The 22,679-nt window shown below is 47.9% G+C and carries 13 protein-coding genes; all 13 read right to left on the reverse strand.

Going from position 1 to position 22,679, the window contains the following annotated elements; translation table 11 throughout:
• Window positions 1–67 precede the first annotated feature (67 nt).
• The 13 genes from AC06MN_RS09500 to AC06MN_RS09560 all read right to left on the reverse strand — a co-directional run bounded on the left by AC06MN_RS09500 (window position 68) and on the right by AC06MN_RS09560 (window position 22,467).
• A complete protein-coding gene (locus AC06MN_RS09500) occupies window positions 68–4,924 on the reverse strand; it encodes a C25 family cysteine peptidase (protein WP_475672132.1) in 4,857 nt (1,618 codons plus the stop codon).
• A 159-nt stretch (window positions 4,925–5,083) separates the two neighbouring features.
• Complete coding sequence (locus AC06MN_RS09505; protein WP_475672133.1) at window positions 5,084–5,986, reverse strand: outer membrane beta-barrel protein; 903 nt, start codon at window positions 5,984–5,986, stop codon at window positions 5,084–5,086.
• Window positions 5,987–5,997: 11 nt separating this feature from the next.
• A complete protein-coding gene (locus tag AC06MN_RS09510; RefSeq protein WP_475672134.1) occupies window positions 5,998–6,933 on the reverse strand; it encodes a hypothetical protein in 936 nt (311 codons plus the stop codon).
• A 162-nt stretch (window positions 6,934–7,095) separates the two neighbouring features.
• Entirely contained in the window at window positions 7,096–10,170 is a 3,075-nt protein-coding gene (locus tag AC06MN_RS09515) for a PKD domain-containing protein (RefSeq protein WP_475672135.1), read from the reverse strand.
• A 183-nt stretch (window positions 10,171–10,353) separates the two neighbouring features.
• A complete protein-coding gene (locus AC06MN_RS09520; RefSeq protein WP_475672136.1) occupies window positions 10,354–13,854 on the reverse strand; it encodes a PKD domain-containing protein in 3,501 nt (1,166 codons plus the stop codon).
• Between the two features lie 240 nt (window positions 13,855–14,094).
• Window positions 14,095–16,683, reverse strand: a complete 2,589-nt coding sequence (locus tag AC06MN_RS09525; RefSeq protein ID WP_475672137.1) for a T9SS type A sorting domain-containing protein — start codon at window positions 16,681–16,683, stop codon at window positions 14,095–14,097.
• Window positions 16,684–16,839: 156 nt separating this feature from the next.
• Window positions 16,840–17,439: an electron transport complex protein RnfA gene (locus AC06MN_RS09530; protein WP_475672138.1), complete on the reverse strand. Its 600-nt coding sequence runs from the start codon at window positions 17,437–17,439 to the stop codon at window positions 16,840–16,842.
• A gap of 8 nt (window positions 17,440–17,447) precedes the next feature.
• Window positions 17,448–18,038, reverse strand: coding sequence for an electron transport complex subunit RsxE (gene rsxE, locus AC06MN_RS09535; RefSeq protein WP_475672139.1), 591 nt, complete (start codon window positions 18,036–18,038; stop codon window positions 17,448–17,450).
• On the reverse strand, window positions 18,031–18,702 hold the full coding sequence (locus AC06MN_RS09540) for an RnfABCDGE type electron transport complex subunit G (protein ID WP_475672140.1): 672 nt from the start codon (window positions 18,700–18,702) through the stop codon (window positions 18,031–18,033). Before AC06MN_RS09540 ends, rsxE begins: the two co-directional genes overlap by 8 nt.
• A gap of 3 nt (window positions 18,703–18,705) precedes the next feature.
• On the reverse strand, window positions 18,706–19,689 hold the full coding sequence (locus AC06MN_RS09545) for an RnfABCDGE type electron transport complex subunit D (protein ID WP_475672141.1): 984 nt from the start codon (window positions 19,687–19,689) through the stop codon (window positions 18,706–18,708).
• Between the two features lie 55 nt (window positions 19,690–19,744).
• Window positions 19,745–20,149 carry a four helix bundle protein gene (locus AC06MN_RS09550; protein ID WP_475672142.1) on the reverse strand — a complete coding sequence of 135 codons (405 nt, stop codon included), beginning with the start codon at window positions 20,147–20,149 and terminating at the stop codon, window positions 19,745–19,747.
• A gap of 78 nt (window positions 20,150–20,227) precedes the next feature.
• Window positions 20,228–21,583, reverse strand: a complete 1,356-nt coding sequence (gene rsxC, locus AC06MN_RS09555) for an electron transport complex subunit RsxC (protein WP_475672143.1) — start codon at window positions 21,581–21,583, stop codon at window positions 20,228–20,230.
• Window positions 21,580–22,467 (reverse strand): RnfABCDGE type electron transport complex subunit B, encoded by an 888-nt coding sequence (locus tag AC06MN_RS09560; RefSeq protein ID WP_475672144.1) that lies wholly within the window; start codon window positions 22,465–22,467, stop codon window positions 21,580–21,582. The genes rsxC and AC06MN_RS09560 overlap by 4 nt, the downstream gene beginning before the upstream one ends.
• Window positions 22,468–22,679: the final 212 nt, after the last annotated feature.

Here is a 22,679-nt window from a genome sequence, read left to right on the forward strand (position 1 = left end):
TTAAAGACAAAATAAGCAGATGACCATACAATCATCTGCTTATTTCCTGTTTTTTATATATCTCAGTTTATCTCACCACCGTAACTTGCTGCGTGCCAATGCCGTTGGCCGTGATGATGCGGATGGTGAACAGGCCGGTGCCGAACTGCGAGAGGTTCAGTTGTGTTTCGTCGCCTTCAAATTCAGCATCGTAGACAATCTGGCCAAGCGTGTTTGCAATGATGATGCGTTGCATGGCTTCGGCCTTGATTGTGACGTTGCCATTGGTCGGGTTCGGGAAGATGGCGGCACCGATGGCGTTTTCTGCAACATCGGTTGAGTTTTTCACTTCGATGCTGAATGAGGTGCCTTCCACTTCGCAACCGATGTTTGGCGTGGCCGTCAGGACGACATTGCCCTTGAAGCCTTGCGCCCAGGTGATGTCGACGCTCTTGCCATCGTTGGCAGGAACCATTGAGCCCGCATCGGCTGGATTCATGTTCCAAATGGCTGGAACATCTTCTTCGAGTGTGTAGGTCGATGTTGGTGTGTAGTAAGCGTCAGGATTCAGGTCGCCGACAAGGGTGAGTGGCGTTTCGCCAATCACATTGACGGTCAGGGCGATGTCTAATGTTGCTTCACAGCCGTTGGCATCGGTGACTTTTGTGATAGTAGCGTTAATGTCGTCTTCAGGATTCAGATTGAGCGTGAATTGGTTGGCATCGGCAGTGAAATCGTCTATGCCTTCAGCACTGATGCTGAATGGTGCGGTGCCAGTCAGAGTCATGCCGAACGATGCGGTTTCACCTTCGCAAATGCTCAGTTCGTTGTCGGCAACTTGAAGCGTTGGCAAGGCATTAACGTTTACGGTGAAAGTGCGTTCGCCGGCTTCGTAATCGGTGGTGCAGGAAATGTTTGAAGCCCAGCCGATGTTGAATTCATGTGTCCCTGTTTCAAGTACACCTAAGTCAAGTGTGTTGGCGCCGGAATGGGCATTATTCGTTGTGCCGTTCATTCCGAAGGTGAATTCAGGCTGTGTGCCCCATGTTCCGGCAGAACCTGTCATGGTGAAGTTCATGATGGCGTTTTCGCCTTCGCAGATTTCTATCGACTCGCTGCTTAAAGTCATTTCTGGCATTGGGTTCATCTCAAACGGATAGTTGTAAGCCACTGGACCGCAGCCTTCTGATATTGCAATAGCGGTTAAAGTTGTGCCGTTTTCAATATCTTGAGGACCTGGTGTATAAGTCGTCGAGAGTTCGGATTCGTTTTCAAATGTTCCGTCACCTGAAGTGCTCCAAGTGAAGGATGTGTAGTCGCCACTGACTTCAACGCTAATTTCTTGCGGTTCGCTGACGGCGCAATAGGAATAGTCGGCGAGTGCATCCGAGATTTCCACATTTTCAGTGATAGTCACTGTCATGTCGTCGGTGATGGTTTCGCCTTGGCCTGTGATTGTGACGGTAAGCACTACGCTTCTAGCCTCAAGGTCTTGCGGACCAGGTGTATAAAGCGGTGTTGCGATGGTGGCATCGTTGAATGTGCCATCGCCGGCAGTTGTCCATGTCAGGTTGTCGTGATAAATGGCGTAGCCGATGATTTGGGCATCGCTGCCTTCGCAGGTGCTGACATCAGGACCTGCGGTGCCAGCCATGACCTTTGGCGAAGGCAACGAGATATAGTCGATCCAACAGCAGTCGCTGCCGTTGCTGACGCTTGTGTCTTTGGTATAAGTCCACTTGTAGGTATGTGTGCCGGCACTGACAGGATAACTTGCCAAAGTCCAGCCAACGTTGCCCGACCATGTGCCTTTTTCCTGATTGTCGATGTAGAAATGCATCTTGTCGTAATTTTGTTCTGATGAAACCTTGTAGTAGAATGATATTACATCATCGCTTCCGGCTTCGTGTGTGAGGATCAATTGGGTGTTGCCATTGTTGGAGATGCTTCCCGAGCGCACGCAGTATTCGCCTTCGTAAGGATCTTCGTTGACGAAACGCCATGGCTTTTGCGTGTCGTTGGTCCAGTCTTCGCTAAATTCGCCAGTTTCAAAGTCTTCGATGATGAGACCGACTTTGACGTTAAAGTCTTTGGAATCGCTGTAATTGCCCGAAATCACATTGAAAACGAGCGGGCAACTGTAACCCATTGGCGTTTCTTCGCTGACAGAAATGTTGTAAGTGGCAGTCAGCGTTTCTTCAGGGGCAACTGTTTCAAATTCGATTTCGTTTTCTTCAAAAGTGATGTATGGCGACAGCATGTTGAGCGTGGCTGTGGTTAATGCTGCATCAGCATGTCCCTTGTTTTCAAAGGTGAAATTGAGTTGAGCGGTTTCGCCGGCATCGAGGCGTCCGTTGCCGTTGCCTTCAATTTCGGTGATACTCATGTTGTTGATTTTGAACACGGGAGCAAAAGCTTTCATGCTGAAAGTGCTGACATAGCTGTTTTCGCCATTCACAACGGTAACTGTGAAAATGTTGTTTGTGTTGTCAGGAACATCTTCGCTGACTTTCATTGTGAAAGCGTTTTCAAGTGTCTGGGTTTCGTTAGGTGCCAGGCTGTTGTATTCGGCAGTAGTATTAATTAACGTGATGTCTAACGATTCGGTGTTGATGGTGGCTGTGAAAGCGTCCATGTTTTCGGAACCGACATTCTTCAGTGTCATATCAAGACTGATGGTTTCGCCGAAATCGAGTTGGCCGTTGCCGTTTTCATCGTTGATGACCTTGCTGTCGAAAACGATATATGGGCCGTCGGCAGGAATGACGTCCATCACGGCTTCGTAGCGCAGGTAGTTTTGACCTGTTGCCACAATATGAATCTGGGTAGGAGGAACTTGGGCCGGAAATTCAATGTTCATCGGGTCGCCAGTGCCTTCTGCCACGGCGAGGATTTCCCATTCGCCTTCTGCATTTTCCTTGACCAGACTGACTGTGCAGCCGTTAGGGGCTGTAACGGTGACTTCACTTAAACCGGCAAGTACAACTTCAGGATGGATGATTTCCATTTCTTGTGGGACTTGCGTGTAGATGCGCAGGAAAGCATCGCAGTGGGCGGTGAACATTGTGTAGGTAATGTCCTTGTCGTAATCGTTGTAAGGCCATGAGGTTTGGTACAGGAAATGTTTTCCGGCGACATTGCCGAAAGCTGGCATCCAATTATCGGATTTTGCAGCGTATGGACCGTATGTTGGCATGAAATCGCTGTCGAAAAGGTCGTAAACGCCCCAAACGAAGGCATCGTTCACGAAGGAATAGGAGACTTCGGTCGGGCAAAGCACACCGACGGCACCGGCATTTTCGCCATTGTAGGTGCGGCGCATCCAAGCCTCGCAGAAGCAGTCGGAACTATAGTTGAATTTGCCGGTCAAACAGTTGATTGACATGACGAAAGGCAGCTTGCCAACATTGTTGCATTGTGCAACGTGGTTGTTGCGCATGGCAGGTTCACCCCAGCCTTCTTCCAAGCCGTGGTCGCGGTGTTGCAGCCAGAAAGTGCCTTCGTTGATGGCAGTGACGACCTGTCCTGGTGAACCGTTGTTCCAATCGCCAAGTTCGTTTGGAGCTTGTGGAATGTAGCCGGTTCCATTAGGACCAAAATAATTGACGACATCGCTGGTGTTGGTAGCCGATGACCAGATTGAGCCAGGATTGCCGTCATAGATGCAGTTAATGCGGTTGGTATCGTAGCCCTTGCTGCGCATGTAGCCGCCGAACACTTCAGAACAGAGTTGGAACCAACGTTCCGTTTGCCAGCCCAATGCGGTGATTGGACGTGTGTAGAAGTTGGGGTCCATGTTCACGTTGGTGTATTCATATTCGATTTGCTTGCCAACGAAAACCGGCAGTTCGGATGCGTTTTGTGCAATCAGGCGGGAGAAAACCATGTCAGGCAGATTGTCGCCTGTTGGGTCGGCATAGCGGTTGTCGGTAATGCAGGAACCTTCGTAAGGATGTGGCACTGTTTCGGCTGGAATGTATTGGCTCATGTTGGTGCCGTGGTCACCAAGGAGGCAGACGGCAACAGGGGCAATTTCCCAAGTGTTGTAGGCATTGTGGAACCAAGCCTTCATTTCGTTGGTGCTGTTGGCCGGCATTTCGTCAAGACGGACGACTTTGGTGATGATGCCTTGTTTGGTGCGGAATTCCTTCAGTTGGTTGGCGTAGGGTGCCCACTCGTCGTTGTTAGGGGTGACAATGATGTATTCGGCGCCTTCGGCATCATCGCGGAGCCATTGCTGCATACGGGCCGAATAGTCGATGACGGGCAACTGGTCGTAGTTCATCAGCTCGGCGGCAAGAATGTTGTCCCAATAAGGTGAACGGAGTCGGCTGTCGCCAAATTCACCGTTGCCGCCTTCAAACTGAAGGTCTAACTTTACGTTGGAATAAACCGTAAGTTCTTTTGTCACAGGATTGTATTGGAATGGAGTGATGGAAACCACCACGGCATCGACGCCACGCAACGAAGTTGTTGTTGAAACCACGAATGGGTCGGCTGGATAGTTGGCATTGACGGCATACACTTTTTCATCCTTTATGTAGTTCATGTCGGGTTCTTCGGTTTCGGCCTGAATCCTGAGCGCCGGAGCAATGTTGACGTTCCTAATCACTTCCTTTTCGAAACTTACCACGCTCAATTTGGCTTTTGCGCCTTGAGGAATAGCGATGTAACGGCTTTCGGTCGGGAGGTTCGGGCAACCTGCGTTGTTGGGAAGCGTAATGGCGGAAATTGCTATTTCCGACATATCTTCGCCTCTGTAATTCAGGTTGTTGAAAGAAAATTCGCCGAGGTTGTAGCTGATGGCAACGTTTCCTCTGGTCTTTTCGGTGAGCGAGAATCCCTTTTCTCCCTTAATGGGATAAGTGAAGGTCTGCGCTGTGGCAAAGCCCGTCGTGAGAGAGAGCAATGCGATGGCTAAAATGCTAAAAAAACTCCTTTTCATGATTGTATGTGCTTGATTTGTTGTTATTTACAATTATCGAAAACGGCGGATAATGCTATCATCATCCGCCAATTTGTTTTCTGTTCCTTATATGAGTTTGTTTACAGTCAAATCTTTAAATCTTTGAATTTTTAAATCTTTAAATCTTTGAATTTTAAATCAATCATATTCTCCCCATCTCATGCAAGCACCCTTGAGTTGCTTCTTCAGAGGGAAAAGGATTGTGGCTTTGAGGGTGGCATCGGTGATGAAACGTTTGCCAAGCAAGGAAGGCTCGATGTAGCCTACACCCAATACATTTGGAACATTGGCATCCTTTTCGTCTTTGGTATAGCTGTTTATCAGATTGTAGTTGTATGAAGCGTCAACTTTGACGAGGAAATAGTAGTTGTTTGTGTTGATTGTGAAAAGCACGCCAACACCGCCAACTAAACCTACATTGAATTGTCTGAAGTTCGATTTGTTCAGGTCGGTTTGAACCAAGATGGAACTTGGATTCCCGTCGGCATCGAGTTGGAAATTGCCAAGTGAATCAAGAAGTTGACTTTCCATCTTCTCTGTTCCGCTTAAAGGAATTGAAATGCGTGGAGCTACGAAAACGTATGGCTTGATGCGGGCGTTTTGAGTGCTTGAAAGATAGTAGGTCACTGGAACCTGAATCTCAATTTGATTGTATTCGATGCTGAAGTTTTTCTGATAATCGCTTGAATATCCGTAAGCTATGGCTAATTGCTTAATCGAATTGTAGGTGAGTTTGGTTTTTCTCATGGCATAGAATCCTTCCAAACTGATTGACATTCTGTTGTTTAGCAGTCTTTCAACGGAAATTCCGAAAACAGGTCCTAATCCATCTGTGACAGGTTGCTCGAAATCGTTTTTCAGACCTCCTGTATGAATCCAGTGGGTGAGACTCAGACCGCCGGTGATGCCGACATTGTATTTGGCAACATTTGATGTTTTTCTTTGACTGGCAGATTGCAAAGGCTTGTTAAACTGTGCGTTAGCAGCTAATGTGCTGAGAACTAAACAGATTGTGAGTGCAATATATGATAATTTTTTCATGGAGTGATTCTTTATTCGTTGTCGTTGGATTCGTTGTCATCGGGTTCGTTGATGGGATGGGTGAGAGGATGGCCTTGGTTGTTGCAAATCCAAGCATCGCCGTAATAAGGCTGCAAGCCTTCCTCAATGGCTTGGTTCAAAACATCTCCTGTCTTAATGTAACCTATGCATTGCCTTCCCCAATAGAAATCGGTAATATTATCAAGTCCGTCGGCACTTTCGTTGTATTTGCCGGAAATGATGTTGGCGATGACTGGGCGGAAGTCTTTAGGAGTAAATGGCAAGGAAACAGGAAGTTCGTTTCTAAGCACTTGGTAGAAGAACATGGTGAAATAAGGTTTGCTTCCAATGATGTAAGTGTTCTTAAACTCATCTGTGTTGAAATTACCATCCTTGAAATAGTCCGGCGTCATATCATATTCTTTGAACTTATCGAAGTTTGAATGGAGGATTTGATATGTTGAGTCGTCGGTTGAGCATTCGTAGAAATACATGTTTGGAGCCGGTTGCATTAATCTGGAGTAATCGCACTTCATCACCGACCATATCTGGTCATAGAACGTGAGGCCATAGCTGCTTCCAATCGGACTTCCTTCCACGATGTTTTGGTAATTGCTTTCGGGCATGAAAATGGTCTTCTTTACAAACATGTAATCGGCCATGAATTCACCATCGATTTTTGGCGGTTCGGTGCCATAGTGGAGTGCGCCCATCTGGTTCATGTGCCGAAGCAAAATGTCGGGCATGAACTTGTTGATGTCAGGGATTTCCTGGGTGATGTAAATGATTGTCGAGTCACTTGGAATTTTGTGGCCGAGCGAATCAGTCACATATTCTCCATCCTCATTCTTCAGGAATTCTTCCTTGAGACAAGAACTGAAAAAGCCCGTGAGGAAGAGACCTGCTGAGACCAAAATTAACGTCGTGCTGAGAGACCTTCTTTTCATAGTGTTGAGTTATTTAGGTGCTTTGCGTACTATGTTTGAAATAAAAATTTGGCAAATTTAAAAACTTATTTCTTTCATTGGCTTCGTTTGTCCGATATTTTTGTCAAAAAAGTTGTTTGATGCGCTGAAAACGGCTTTCGAAACGTTTTTATTGCGTAATAATCAGCCGATGCAGACTTTTCGGGTGATGATTTTCCCCTTGTAGTTGAACACGAAAAGGTAAATTCCAGCGGTTTGCCGTTTCATAGTGTAGCGGTAATTGTTGGTATTGGTCATGAATCTGTCGATGAGTGTTCCCGACATGTCGTAGACCGTGACCTCTGTGCTACCGTCGGTATTGAAAAACTGGAGGTTCATTTCTCCGTTGTTTGGGTTCGGGACAACACGGATGTCGGCTGCATATTCGGCTTCGTCGACTCCGAAGAATGAGCATACCAACCAGTTTTGGAATAGGATGCCCTGCTTCTCGCATTCGTTGTAGGCTGTGGCATTTATGATGATTCTGCCCGGAACATAATTGAAGACAGAAAGTTCGGCCGACCATACAATGCTGTCTTTGTCGACGAAAGGTTCAAGAACCCAGTCCACCGCTTCGCCTTCTTCGGAATGTATGCTCCATACGACTGAGTCCCAATGGCAGTATGGGTTTTTGTCCTGAATGCTGTAGGTGTAGGTGAAGATTTGAAATTCAGTGGCAGTAATCACCTGATGGGCTGCAAGCGTGTCGTGGGCGTAGATTTCTTCGCCAGGGTTGCCCCATGCGGAAGGTGTGTAGTTCATGTGAAGTTCAAGATGTGCGATTGAGTCACAGCCGAACTGAGAGGTCAGATTTGCTGAATATGTGCCGGGAATCGTATAGACCTCACCGTTCCAAGGGTGAGTGTTGCAGCCGGATGCTTCTTCCGTGGGGCCATCAACGACATCTGATAAATTCACTTTTGCAATTACAGTGCTGTCGCATCCGTCGAATGTCTGGAATTTTTGTATGTATTCGTGATAGCCGGGCTCGTCTTGGTATTCCTGGCCGTTCCAAGTGAAAGTCCCGCAGACAATGGTGTCGAAAGCAAAGGTTTGCGGATGCCCGAAGGTGAGGTTGAGGGTCACGATGCTGTCGCAGCCTTGTGTCGAGACATATTGTTTTTCGTAGGTTCCAGGTTGGCTGTAGGTGCTGCCGTCCCAATAATATGAGCTTTCGCAGCAATGTTCATTGAGAGTTTTGGTTATTCTGTCGCTGACGGTGAGTGTAATCGTGGCAACGCTGTCGCAGCCGAAAACGTTTGGCAATTCATGGTGGTCGCTGAAGGTTCCAGGGTGGTCGTATTGAATGACAAAACCATGTCCTGTATAGGTGTCGGAATGGCCGCGCCAGCATGTGCTTTCATCGAAATGGACATGATCTGGTTGCCTGACGGTGAGGTAGATGAGCAGACTGTCCTGACAGTTCGAAAACGTCGGGTTGGCCTGTGCTGTGCCTAAGATGGTGTCTTCCAGAATTTGATGAACCGATAAGCCATGGTCGTAATAGCCATCGCCGTAGCAGAGTTCATCGTAAATGGGCGGGAGGTAGTTCTGCCTTACATCAACTAAGAATGGTATGGTTTCGGTGGCGCTGCCATCGCAAGTGCCGCCCTGCACGGTGACAATGAGTTTGGCATTGTAAAGTGACTTGTTGCTGTAAGTATGGGTGGCAGGGTTTTGAGTGCTTGTTGTGCCGTCTCCGAAATCCCATTGCAAACTGTATTCCTGATAGTTGACTTCTGCCGAGAAGGTTGCGGATTCATCAACGCAGTAGTGGAAAGTCTCGTTGGGTTTTACCTCAATGCCGTTGATGGTGGTGTTGCATGTAAGGTCTGAGGCGTTTGAACCGACTAAATAGGCATAGCCTTTGGCAGCACCGAAGCCGTATATGTGGGCGTTGAATCCATTGATGCAGGAAAGGTGATGTACGGCATTTTCTATCTCAATTCTTGCATAGCTGTATGCTTCGTTTCCCGACACCTGTCGGAAAAGCAATGGTGAAATCAGACTTCCATCAAGGTAAACTTTATTAATATCTTCTGTGTTGATGATGATGTTGACGTAATGGTGAGCAATGTTGATGTGCGGGTCGTCGAAAGTCGAAAAAGTGACATCATTGATGCGCTGCTCTATGGGGGCAATCCATACTACCGAAGGGTCTCCGTTAGTGCTGTTTCCCCAGAAATCTCTTTCACAAGAAGTGTTGTATAGGAACACAGCACTCGGTCCTGATGCTTCCAGATAGCAGGACTTTTCATTTTCAGAAAGAGGGAAAATGAAGGATTCGTTTGACTGAAGCGTGCATAGCGTTTCTCCGTTTTTGAGTATGGCATTGTTGTCAACGGCGGAAGTGATTTTAACATAATCTTCATCGCGATCCAACGATTGTGTGACAACGAAATTTTTACCCCAAGCGCGTATCGGCATGGCTTGCTCGAAAATGTGATCGAAACTGTTCTTGGTTCTTGGAATGCAAGTGACGGTGTTGCCGTTGAAGACGGCGATTTTTTTGCAATCGCGAGAAGTGACAAGGGTGCCGCTCAAATCGCGTTGGGTTCCGTTTAAAGTTGACCTGACTTGGTAGGCTTGGCCTTTGTTCAAAGTAACGCTGAATTCTTCGCCGGCAGGTCTGCCTCCCAATGTCGGCACTGTGGGTGTGATGTCGATAGTCGTATTGTCTTCTGTGGCAATGATGACAAAGGCACTCGTCTGGTGACTGTTCACATATTCGCTTGTAGAGGTGTTTGTGGATTGGTCGTAGGTTTGGATGAGATAGCTGTCAGCCAATCCCTCAATTGGCAAGACGTATGAGGCATCGAAAGAAACGTGTGCTATATTGGTGCAGTAAACTGATACGGTATCGGTAGTCTGAATGAGAATGCCCTTGTTCACGATTCGTTCATAAACCGTTGCTTCATGATAGGCTTCCTCTTCCGGAATTTCAACGGTGGTTATGTCGTTGGCCCTAACATTGAATTGGTAATTCCATCCTGTATTTGGGTTGCTGACAGTGCCGCTACAGTCATGTTTGGCGCTGATGAGGACTTGTGTGAGAATCCAGTTGCCGTGCGGAGCATCTGGGTGGTACTTGTATCCGTTTGCCATGAACGAAACCCAGAATTCCTTGCCTTGTGTGGATATGGTTTGGGCTTTTGCCGTTTTGAAACTGACGAAAATCAATGCCGTGACAACCAAAAGTAATTTGACCTGTTTATTCATTTTTATTGAAAAATTAGGTTTGTTTTTCATATATGTTTGTTTTACAATCAGATATAATCTGATGGTGAAGGACGTATTTGGTCTGCTAAGATAAACAAAATACGTTTTCTGTCGAAAAAATGAAATAAAAAAAGCAGCCGAAGCTGCTTTTTAAAGGATTTGCTGTTTTTAGTCGGACAGCGTTTATTTATTGATGATGACCTTCTTTGTCACTGTGCCTTCCTTGCCGGAAATGACAAAGTAATACATGCCGTCGGAGAAGTCCTTCATGCTGTATTGAAGGGTGTTTGGTCCGAAGCTGTTGTAGGTGTTGAAGTTGTCAACCAAGTTGCCTTTCATGTCGTAGACCTTGATGTTCACGTTTCCGGTGAGGTATTCGAAGTTCAAGGTCATCTGTCCGTTGTTCGGGTTTGGAATGATGTCGACGGAGACGCGGTTTTCGATTCCTTCTTCAACACCGTAGAATGAGCATTCAATCCAATGTGTGCGCGTTACGCTTCCGCAACGGTTGGAGGCTGTTGCCGTAAGGTAAATCCTGCCTTCAACATAACGGAAAACGGTAAGGTGCATGAGTTCACCGTTGCCTTCTGTTTCCATGTCCCAGTCAACATCGTTGCCGTATTGGTCTTTCAGTGTCCATTCCACCTTGTTCCAATGGGATTGTCCTTGTTCTTGGATTGTGAAGTCGTAAGTGTTGATTTGGAACTCGCTGGCCGTGATGACGGTGTGTGTAGCAACGCCAATGTTTACATCAGGCGACATGATGGAATCGCTTGGAGTTGGTGTGTATTCAAACTGAACTTTCAGGCTCACGATACTGTCGCATTCTTGGCTGTTTTGGTAAATTCTTTGGTACGTTCCTGATTGTGAAACTGTTTCTCCTCCAAGATAGGGTTGACCCTGATAGGTGTAAGTGTTAGGGTCGTATGTCTTTCCCTTTGGATCCCAGAAGAAATTATCGCAAGAGTTTGCTTCATCGTAGTCTGGTGCCGTAACATCGTTAAGATCGACCATTTCTTCGTCGTGTTCGGTGATGGTAAGGTTCAGGACGTATGTGTCCACGCCGCAGTCGAAGTTAGGTGCGGTTGTCGGGAAGGTCTTTGTGTCGGTGCATGTCTGTGTGTAAGTCAGACCGTTGACAGGCCAAGTGTAGGCATCGCAACTTGTCACATTATCTTCCTGATAGTAGTTTTCATGGAAACGTACTTTCAGGCGGTATTTGAAATCGCAGCCACCTGTCGGGTCGGGGAGAATCACTTCGTCCTCAGCATCGCTGGTGTAGGTCTGACCGTTTTTATCCCAAGTATACTCAGGTTGTCCTCCGTATTCGTAGCAGATGTATTTTTCTTCAACAGGAGGCATCTGGTATTCGCCTACGCTAAGGATAAGCTTTTCGACTTTAAGGCATCCGTGATTGTCGATGGTATCGAAAAATGCGATGTCACCGTCGTTGTGATACAATGTGCCGTGGAAATTGTAACTCTGGTTAATGCAAATTGACGGGTCGACAATGGTCGTGTCGTTGGCAGGATAAACGGTAAGGTCAAGTCTGATGATGCTGTCGCAGCCGTGAACAGTCTGAAGCACTTCGTAGGTGCTGGATGGTGAGCAGTTGCTGTAGTAATCGTGGCCAAAGAAAGTGTAGTGTTCACCGTAGCAGATGTGTTCGGTGATGATGTCTTCGTCGTATGTCTCGTAGTGTTGCAAGGTCAGGAAAACAGTGCTGTCGCAGCCAAAAACGTTGGTGGTGGTGTGTTGGTAGGCTCCGGGTTCATTGAGGTCTTGGCCGAAGAAATCGTAGGTTTCGTCGGGGCAGATGCTGATGTTCGGGTGTGATTCGCTGGTTGGATGAACGATGATGTTGACTGAAACGTTTTGTGTGGTGTAGCCGTCGCTCACCTGACAGGTATATTGTGTGGTTCCGACAGGAGGATTGGCGACCGGATTCTGAATGTTCGCGTTGTTAAGTGTGTTGGCTGGCGACCATGTGTAGGTGTAGTTGCCTGTGCCACCCGATGGCTGGGCGTGCAAGGTCGTTGATTCGCCTTCGCAAAGTTCGTATGCGTCGGCAGTGGCCATGGCTGTCATGCCGGAGCCTTCTATGCTGACGGTGACTTGTGCCGAGCTGCTGCAACCGCCTTGTGGGTTGGTGATTGTGACGGTGAATGTCGTGGTCTCTTGCAAACCAACGGTCATCGTGTTTTGTGAGTTTGGATTGAGCACTTTGTCGGCAGGAACCCATTGGAAGTTGAACTGGCCGCCAACACCGGCACTGGCCGAAAGCTGTGAAGATCCGCCATACATGACCACTGCTGGATTGGCCGAAGCTGAAGCCTGTGGAGCAGCATACACCGGAACGGTCTGTGTCTTTTGGCTGGAACACGTTCCGTTAGGATTTCTGACGGTGAGCTGAACGGTGTAGTTGCCAGCTTGGGCGTAGGTGTGTGAAGGGTTCTGCTCGGTGCTGGTGCCGCCGTCGCCAAAGTTCCATTGGTATGTCATCGGCTGACCCGATGGGTTGTTGGTGGAAGTGTTCGTGAATTGGGTCGGATTTCCTTTGCAGACTGATGTGAAATTGAAATTAGCCGTCGGCTGTGGATTGACGACGACTTCAGTCGTTGCATTATTGGTATGTGAACCAATGGTAATGGTGCATGTATAAGTTCCGGCCATGGCCATGGTGCAGTTCGGACGTGTCGGGTTCTGCTGGGTTGAACTGAATCCTCCTGGTCCCGTCCAACTGAAGGAGGCTCCGGCTTGTCCGTCTGAATTAGCTGTCAAACTGATGGTCTCGCCAACGCAATAAGGACCGCCGTTGTCAACCAATGGAGGCAGAATGCCGCAGTTGGTAGTGCCGGTGCCTGCCACTTTACTAAAAGTAATGTTACAAGGATCGTTGGAGTAGTTGGTGATGACGAGTATGAAGTAGTCGTTGTGTTGGGCCGTTGAAGGAATCAAACAGTGCTCGGTAGCGGCAGCTGAATAGGAGCAGGAAACAACTTTGTTGGAAGTCAAGCCGTTCGGACATGGTGTGTGAGGGTCAGTGAATGGTCCCCAGCAGCAGAAGTCGATGTCTTCGCCAGGAGTACTATACATGTAAATGTCGATGTTGCCGGGATTGTCGATTTGCATATAGTACCATGCTGGATTTGGTGTGCTGTATAAGCAATCGTAGTCAGGTCCTGATTCGCCTGAACCAGCATTGACACCGGCGGGAAACTGGTAAGCATCCTGGTCGGTGCAGAAAGGATCGGCGTTGGCGCAGGTGTTGTTTTGCCTCGACCTGACGTAATAGTCCATCATCAGCGATGCAAACATTTCTGACGGGATGAAGGCCTTGTATTCGCAGGCTACATCAGCGGCAACAGCCTTATCCATCTGTCTGAAGGCTGTATTGTTCTGATGACAGAAATCCAAGAAACTGTCTTCCAGATTCATGCCTTCAAAGGCTTCGTTGGCATTGATGAGGAAAATGCCGTTTTCTTCGCTTGCCTTGACATCGAAACGACTGTCATTGACAAGGTTGTAGATGAAAAAGACACGTTCATCGAAGAGGTCAATGTCTGTAATGTCAAATTCAATCGTCTCCTGATTGTAGACTGTCCTTGAATTCTGTGCAAAATACCGCATCGGCAATGTCAGCAGCATGGCGCCGATTAAGAGAAGTTTCGCAATCCTGTTCATGTGATAAAGTATTTAATAAACGTTTATTTAATTGATTTTCAATTGTGTTTTCTAAAGTAAACAGCAATCCATAATAATTCAACCGACAAATATAGGAATAATTTTGAACTTTTAATGAAAAATGCTGTTTTTTTCACTTTTTTTCATTTCCCGATGTTTCTGTACAGAAAAGGCTGCCCGTATGAGCAGCCTTTTTCAATTGATTCGGACAAAGTGTCGTGTTAGGATTATGGAATGAGCTTATTGTGTCACAACGACTTTCTTTGTTACGGTGCCTTCCATAGCCGAGAATACGAAGAAATACATGCCGCTGGCATGGCCTTTCATGTTGTATTCCATGCTGCTTTGACCGACTTGATTGTAGGTCTCAAAGTTGTCGATCATGTTGCCCTTCATGTCGTAAACCTTGACGTTGACTTTGCCGGTGAGGTGCTCGAAATTCAAGGTCATTTGTCCGTTGTTCGGGTTTGGAACGACATCGACGCTGGCTTGGTTTTCGCTTCCTTCCTCTATGCCGTAGAAAGTGCATTCAAGCCAATGGGTCACTGATTTGCTTCCGCAGTCGTTTGTCACTGTGGCAGTAAGGTAAAGTCTGCCTTCAACATAACGGAAAACGGTGAGGTGCAGAAGTCGGCCATCGCCTTCGGTGTCTAAAGTCCAGTCAACATCGTTGCCGTATTGGTCTTTCAGAGTCCAAGTCACCTCGTTCCATATAGAGTGTCCTTGCTCCTTAACGATGAAGTCGTAGGTGTTGATTTGGAATTCGCTGGCTATGATGACGGCGTGTGTGGCTTCGCCAATGCTTGGATCGGGCGACATGATGGTGTCTGATGGACGAGGTGTGTATTCGAATGTTGCGTTTATCGTGACCACGCTGTCGCATCTGTGTATGCTTTCGTAGATTCTTTGATAGGTGCCATCCTCGGAAATGGTCTCTTCGTTGTAACCGGTAAAAGGCTTACCCATTGAAGGCCACGAATATTCGTCGCAGGTGTTAATTATGATTGTGCTGTCGTAGGCTTGGTTTAGTGTGAGATGGAGGCAGACAAGGCTGTCGCAGCCGAATTGTGTATGGTCCATGTGCTCCTTGTAGGTCTCGGTATTGAACGTTTCTCCATAGAAAGTATAGGTTTCGTCGGGGCAGATTGCAGGATAGAGGTGTGTCGGCTCAGCGTTGGGGTTGACCAAAATCATTACTTCGACATCGCGGGTAGCCATGCCGTCGCCTACATGGCAGGTGAATGTGTTGTTGCCGACGTTTGGTGAGGCCACTGGGTTTTGTATGCTGGCGTTGTTGACCAATTCGGCTGGCTCCCAGCTGTAGGTGTAATTGCCTGTGCCGTTTGTGGGGTAGGCGTGAAGGGTGGTTGATTCGCCTTCGCAGAGGATGTATTCATCAGCAGAGGCGGTGGCGGTAAGGCCTGAGCCTACTTCAATGGTGATGTCGTCGAAGCCAGTGCAATGGGTGCCGCCGTTAGTGTTGATGACGGTGACGGTGAATAGTTGCGTGCTGGTTAGCACAACGGTCGTTGGATTCTGAATGTCAGGGTCGGAGACCATGTTTTCGGGTTCCCAGTGGTAGCTGAAAGTGCCTTGCACACCCGGGTCGACGTTGAGTTGTGTGGTGGATCCGTAGTTGACGTATGTCGACTGTGCTGAAGCCGTCGGTTCAGGCGTGGCGCTGACGATGACTTCGGTGGAGGCGGTGGTGGTCTCTGTGCCTACGGTGGTGGTGCATGAATAAGAGCCTGCCATGGCTACAGTGGCGTTTTCGCGGATGGGGTGTGGCAGCGTCGAAGTCCAGCCATCAGGTCCTGTCCATTGGTAGGTGCCGTTTGGCTGTTCGTTGACGTCAAGCTGGATGGTTTCGCCGTCGCAATAAGGGCCATCGTTGGTTACGATGCCTGGCAGAATGCCGCAGTCGGTTTCACCTGGGCCGCTGTCAGGAGTCTTGGAGAAACTGATGACACAGGGGGCTTGCGAATAGTTGGTAATCATCAGAATGTAATATTCGTCAACTTCAGGCAAATGGTAGTTGATGTCTCCATGTCCAGTGTTGTGTTGATGATCACCTTCCTCGTAACCGAGAAAACAATCTTCTGTGTAGTGAGCCGAGTAGCAACAGTCGATGATCTTGCCGCTCGATAGGTTGGAACATGCCGAGTGATCCATCACTTCATCTTCCGTGTAAGGTCCCCACATGCAGAAGTCAATGTCTCTTTCAGTGCCATAAGTTGGGTCTCGACCTTCCATGTGGATGATGAACTGTCCACCCACGCGAATCTTCATGTGGTAGAATGAGGGGTTGTAAGAATTTCCTATGCAGCCATCGTCCATGCCGGGTTCATGAGCTGTGCTACTCGTGTTCGCAGCTTCAAATGTGATTGTTTCATGAGTGCAAAAAGGCAGCGAGCTGGCGCAGGTTTCATTGTCGACGCGGCTTTGGCGAAGGAACCAGTCCATCAGGATGGAAGTCATGTCGGCACTGGCAATGCCGCTTTTCCATTCTGTCATGTGATCGTCGATGTCAGTCTTGCTGAGCAGAGCGAAGTCGGTAAACTTGGCATTATAATATGCATCAAAAGCATCCGACAAGTCTGTGCCGTTGTCGGCTGGGAAGATGAGGTACATGCCATCGTTCTCATCTTGAACGATGGAGAACTGCCCGTCGTGTTGCAGGTTGTACATGAGATAAATCCTGAAACGAATGTCTTCAATCTTGCTGAAATCGAGGGAAATGCCGTCGTTAGCGTAGCTTTCGTAAGGCGTTTGTGCCTTGGCACCAAAAACAGCTAAGAAGAATAATACGATGAAAATGTGCTTTTTCATAAATGTATAATTATATTACGTCCGCAAAAATACGATTATTTTCAGAAAAAAAAGAAAAAAGGTGTTTTTGTGGTGAAATTCTTTGCATAAACGGAAAAAGGCTGCCTCAGGAAGCAGCCTTTCGCGATTTTTAGACGCGATGAATCGCGTCTCTACTTATACGATTCCCGTAAATCCCATGAATGCCAGGGCAAGGATGCCAGCGGTAATCAGGGCGATAGGGGTGCCTTTCATGCTTTCCGGAACTTCCATCAGTTCAGTGTGTTCGCGCACGCCGGCAAAGATAATCAGTGCCAGTGCGAAACCGCAGGCAATGCCTGCTGCATAAACGACGGACTCGCCCAAACTGAGCATGTGAGCCACGCCGCCATAGTTGAACTCTTTGGTGACTACGGTCAGCGAAACGCCCAACACGGCGCAGTTGGTGGTAATCAAAGGCAGGAAAACGCCTAATGCCGTATAAAGTGAAGGACTGATTTTCTTCAGTATGATTTCAACCATCTGCACCAATGCGGCAATGATAAGGATGAACGCTATGGTTTGCAGAAATTCAAGTCCTAAAGGGAGAAGAATGTACTGGTTGACAAGCCATGTGACTAAGGTGGAGAGCGTCAGCACGAAGATGACGGCTGCACCCATACCCAATGCGGTTGAAGTCTTCTTCGAAGTGCCCAAGAAAGGACAGATGCCTAAGAATTGCGAGAAGATGACGTTGTTGACCAAAATGGTCGAAAGTATGATGATGAGGTATTTCATGGCCGTAATTATTTGGATTTCTTCAAGTTGTTGACAATAGCGATGACGAAGCCTAAGACGATGAACGCGCCTGGAGGCAGGATGAACACCAGAATCTTGGCAGTTTCAGGCAGAATGGCAAGGTTGAAAATGGAACCGTTGCCTAAGAATTCCCTGATGCAGCCCAAAACGGTGAGTGAGCAGGTGAAACCTAAACCCATGCCGAGACCATCGAGCAGTGAAGGCCAGACTGGGTTCTTCGAAGCGAAAGCCTCAGCACGGCCCAACACGATGCAGTTCACCACAATCAATGGAATGAAAAGGCCTAATGTCTCATAAATGCTTGGAACGTAGGCTTGCATGACGAGTTGAACGACAGTCACGAAGGATGCGATGACCACGATGAAGCAAGGAATACGCACCTTGTCGGGAATGAAGTTCTTCAGCAGGGAAATGAAGATGTTCGAAAGGACAAGCACGAATGTGGTCGCCAAACCCATCGACATGCCGTTGATGGCGCTCGTGGTGGTTGCCAAAGTCGGGCAGCAGCCTAATAACAAAACTAAGGTCGGGTTTTCCTTCAGTAAACCTTTGGTGAAAGTCTGTAAATTGTTACTCATTTTCAGTTCCTCCTTCCGTGATTTCTGTTGTTTCTTCATTATCGGTGATTTCTGAAACTGTGTCTGCCGAAGTATCGGCTGTTTCGGAAACCTGTTTTACAAATTGTGCCTTGTTGGCTTCAAAACTATCGCAGGCAAGCTTGACGGCTTCGGTGAAAGCGCGTGAACTGATGGTGGCAGCGGTAATGGCATCGACATCGCCACCGTCTTTCTTAACCATGAGATTGTATGCGTTAGGATTTTTGCCGTTGAATTGATCTTTGAATTTAGGTGTTGTCATATTGGCACCCAAACCAGGGGTTTCGCTTTGCGATAACACCGAAATCTTGTTGATGGTGCCATCGGCAAGCACACCGACCATAAGTTCGACTTTGCCGCCGAAACCATTATTCGAGAAAGTCTTGATGGCTGCACCAATCAGCTGGTTTTGTGCATCGTAAGCGCAGTTATAAGTCAATCCGTCGATTTCAGTCACTTCTGTCGTTGCAATTTCGACATTAGTCTTCAGAACTTCTTCGATGGCGGCCTGGTTTTTCTTCAGGTCAACTTCAGCGATGGCATCTTTGGTGATTGAATACACGAAGCCAAGAATGCCGCCCGTGACAACCGTAATGACTAACAGGCTGACGAGCATGTTTTTAAGTGTGGATTCTCTTTTTGCCATGGCTTATTGTTTTTTAGAAGGTTTGACAACACCAAAACGATAGGGCTTGAAGGCCTTGTTGATAAGCGGCGTAAAGGCATTCATGATCAGGATGGCGAAGGAAACGCCTTCCGGATAAGCACCCCACAGACGGATGATGACCGTAATGGCACCGATGCCGAAGCCGAACAATAGTTTGCCGCGAATGGTCATTGGCGAAGTCACCATATCGGTTGCCATGTAGAAGGCGCCGAGAATCAGACCACCGTAAACGAGGTGATAGACAGGTGCGATGTAAGTGGTGGGGTCGATGAGGTGGCAGATGCCGGCAAAGATGAAAACGGTCAGCAAAATGCTCAGAGGAGTGAAGATTTCGATGACACGGCGGCAAATCAAGTAGATGGCACCGATGAGCAGGGCGATGGCGCAGACTTCACCGAATGCACCGCCGCGGTTGCCGAGAACCATGTCCAAGAGTTCGGGATTATTTGTGAGACCTTCTTCTTTGAGTATGCCCAATGGTGTAGGACCAGTGACGGCATCGGCGAAGAAACCATTTTGGAAAATGGGTTGTGCCTGAGGCCAAGTGGTCATGGCAGCAGGGAAGGAAACGAGCATGAACACACGACCAACCAATGCTGGGTTGAACGGGTTTTTGCCTAAACCGCCAAAAGGCATCTTGGCAACGCCAATGGCAACGATTCCACCAACCACCACCATCCAGATGGGAAGGTTGGCCGGCACATTGAAGGCCAACAGCAAGCCAGTCACGGCTGCTGAGCAGTCGTTGATGGTGACAGGGCCTTTGATGAGGAATTTCTGAATGAGCCATTCGGCTAATACGCATGTGCCTACGGAAACGATTGTGAGGCGCAGGGCATACCATCCGAAATAGTAAATGGCGACGAGGAGTGCAGGCAGAAGTGCAATGAGCACATCAGTCATAATCCTCCTTGTATTGTCTTTCCCATGAACATGGGGAGAGCCTGATATTGTGTATGTACTCATGGTCTTAGATTTAAGATTTGAGATTTAATGATTTAAAGATTTAAAATTTAAAGATTTAAGGATTTGACGGGTCTTTGTATTTTGTGCCTTTGATGTCGGTGGTTTGGAGATAAACGATGAAGTTGCTGATGGATTTCGAAATTTCTTCCGATTGAAATTTCAGGGCTTCAAATTCGGTTTCGTCTAAATACTCGTAATCAAAAGCACGGTAAATTTGGCTTCTTGTTTCTCCAGCAGAACCTTTGGCAATGTATAGGAATTGTTTGAATTCTCCGTTTCCGTTTCTTTCAAATCCTTCTGCAATATTGTCCATTATGGAGCCGGAAGCAGCTTGAATCTGAGAACATAACCTGAAGTTTTTGGCAAAATCCTCTTTCTTTGTTGCCCGAAAAATCTTCTTGCATAAAGAACGGGCTTCTTGCCAAATCGGTAAATCCTCAAATCTCTTGTATGAAGCCATAATCTCGAATTTTAAATTGTTAAATTTTGAATTTTTTAATTTTTAAATTTTTGAATATTAAATATTTAAATTTCTCCGTTACTTTTGATTGCGTGAACGGATGATGGCGCCAGTCTTGGCTTTGCCGTAACGGATATAGTCCAACAAAGGAATGTTGGCGGGGCAGGTGAACTCGCAGGAACCGCACTCGATGCAGTCCATGATGTGGTTGCTTTCTGTCTCGTCGAACATGTTCAGCTTCGATAGCTTGTTGAGCAGGAAAGGCTGCAAGCCCATCGGACAGGCAATGGCACAACGACCGCAACGGATGCAGTTGGTCTGGTGACGGTCTTGCGCTTCGTTGGTGGTCATCAGCAGAATGCCGGATGTGCCTTTGATGCATGGGAAATCGGTGACCGACACGGCTTTACCCATCATAGGGCCGCCGTTGATGACGTTGGTGATGTTTTCCGGAAGTCCGCCAACGGCTTCGATGAGCAGGTTGGCTGGCGTGCCGAAACGCACACGGTAGTTGCCCGGATTCTTGACCGATTTGCCCGTCACGGTGACGATACGTTCAATCAGCGGTTTGTTCTTCTGAACGGCTTCGTAGATGGCGAAGGTGGAAGCCACGTTCACCACGACGCAACCCGTCTCGATAGGCAACTTGCCCGAAGGAACTTCGCGGCCGGTGATGGCCTTGATGATTTGCTTTTCGCCGCCTTGCGGATATTTGGTCTTCAATGGCTGAACCTCGATGTTCTTGTAGAGTTCGCGGTTCTCGTTGATGGTCTTGTCGAGCAATTCGATGGCATTCATCTTGTTGCATTCAATGCCGATAATGCCTTTCGGTGCGTTGACGGCGGTCATCAGAATCTTGACACCCATCAAAAATTCCTTGGTCTTTTCAAGCAGCAGACGGTTGTCGCAAGTCAGGTAAGGCTCACATTCCGCAGCGTTGATGATGATGTATTCCGCTTTCTTGCCTTCAGGAATCATCAGTTTGACGTGGGTCGGGAAGGTTGCGCCGCCCATACCGACGATGCCACATTCCTTAATTTTGTTGATGATTTCGTTAGGCGCGAGCTTGATTTCGGTGAGCAGTTCATCGGTGTCGATGTAACCTTCGATCCATTGCTCTTGGTCGTCGACATCAATGAAAACGGCAGGTTTGTAATAGCCTGTGTGGTCCATCACGACGTCAATTTTTGTGACGGTGCCGGTGGCAGGGGAGTGGACGTTGGCCGATACGAAACCCTTTGCCGTGCCAATGAGCTGTCCGGTTAGGACGTGGTCGCCTTTCTGGACGATTGGGTCGGCAGGCGCACCTAAGCATTGCCCTAACGGGACAATGATATGCTTCGGCATCGGGAAATTCTGTATAGGCTTGTCAGACGAAAGCTTGTTTTCTTCCGGATGGACGCCACCTTTTGGAAAAGTCTTTATAGGATTCATGCGTTAGCTTTATTTTCGTTGGTTACTTCTTGATTGACAGGTTCTTCAGCCTTTGGCTTGCGAGGCGGGAAGTTGACGGCATGGATGGTGCCACGCGGGCAAACTTCTTCGCACTTACGGCAGCTCTTGCACTTGGCTGGGTCGATGTAGGCGAGGTTGCCGCGCATCTCGATGGCTTCGAATGGGCAGGTCTTCACGCACTTTTGGCAGCCGATGCAGCCGACGTTGCAATTCTTGATGACCAGAGCGCCTTTGTCGGTGTTGGAGCAGCAGACGTAGACGCGGCGGTCGTTCTTGCCACGTGGGCGCACTTCGATGATGCCGCGAGGACATGCCTTGGCGCAAGCGCCGCAGCCGACGCACTTCTTTTCGTCAACTTCGGGCAGTCCCGTTTCCTTGTTGATGTGCAGGGCATCGAATGGGCATTTCTTGGTGCAGTCGCCTAAGCCTAAGCAACCTTTCGAGCAGCCACCTTCGCCTGCATACAACGTGTTGGCGAAAGCGCAGATGTCGGCACCTTCGTAGTGAACCTTAGCCGGTGAGTTCGTGCATGAACCGTTGCAGCGGACAACGGCGATTTTCGGTTCGGCAGCGGCAATGGAAAGATGGAGAATGTCGGCAACTGTCTGCATGTTGGTGCCAGGGCAGGCCAATCCGTCGATGTTGCCTTTTTCGGCGGCTGATTTCACGCAGGCTTCAGCCAATGCGCGGCATCCCGCAAATCCGCAGCCACCGCAGTTGGCGCCAGGAAGGCACTCTGCCACTTCATCGATGAGAGGGTTTTCCTCCACCTTGAATTTCTGGGCTACGAAATAAAGGATTACCGCCAAAACGCCTCCTAAAATACCTAATACCAGTAGTGAAATGATGAGAATGTTGTTCACTTTTTTAATAGTTTTGAGGGTTAATGTTCTGATTTAGTATAAAATGATTGATGTGCTTGCTTGAAAGCAAAAAATCATACAAAAATATGGAATCTTCGTTTTTCGACAAAGATTTTTTTTCGTTTTTTTTCTTTGAGAAAATGTATGTGGCTGATATAGTGTGATTAATGTGGGAATACTGTTTCTCTGTTTGTTTAAGAGAGATGGCTTCC

The sequence above is a fragment of the Candidatus Limimorpha sp. genome, from assembly GCF_056203535.1.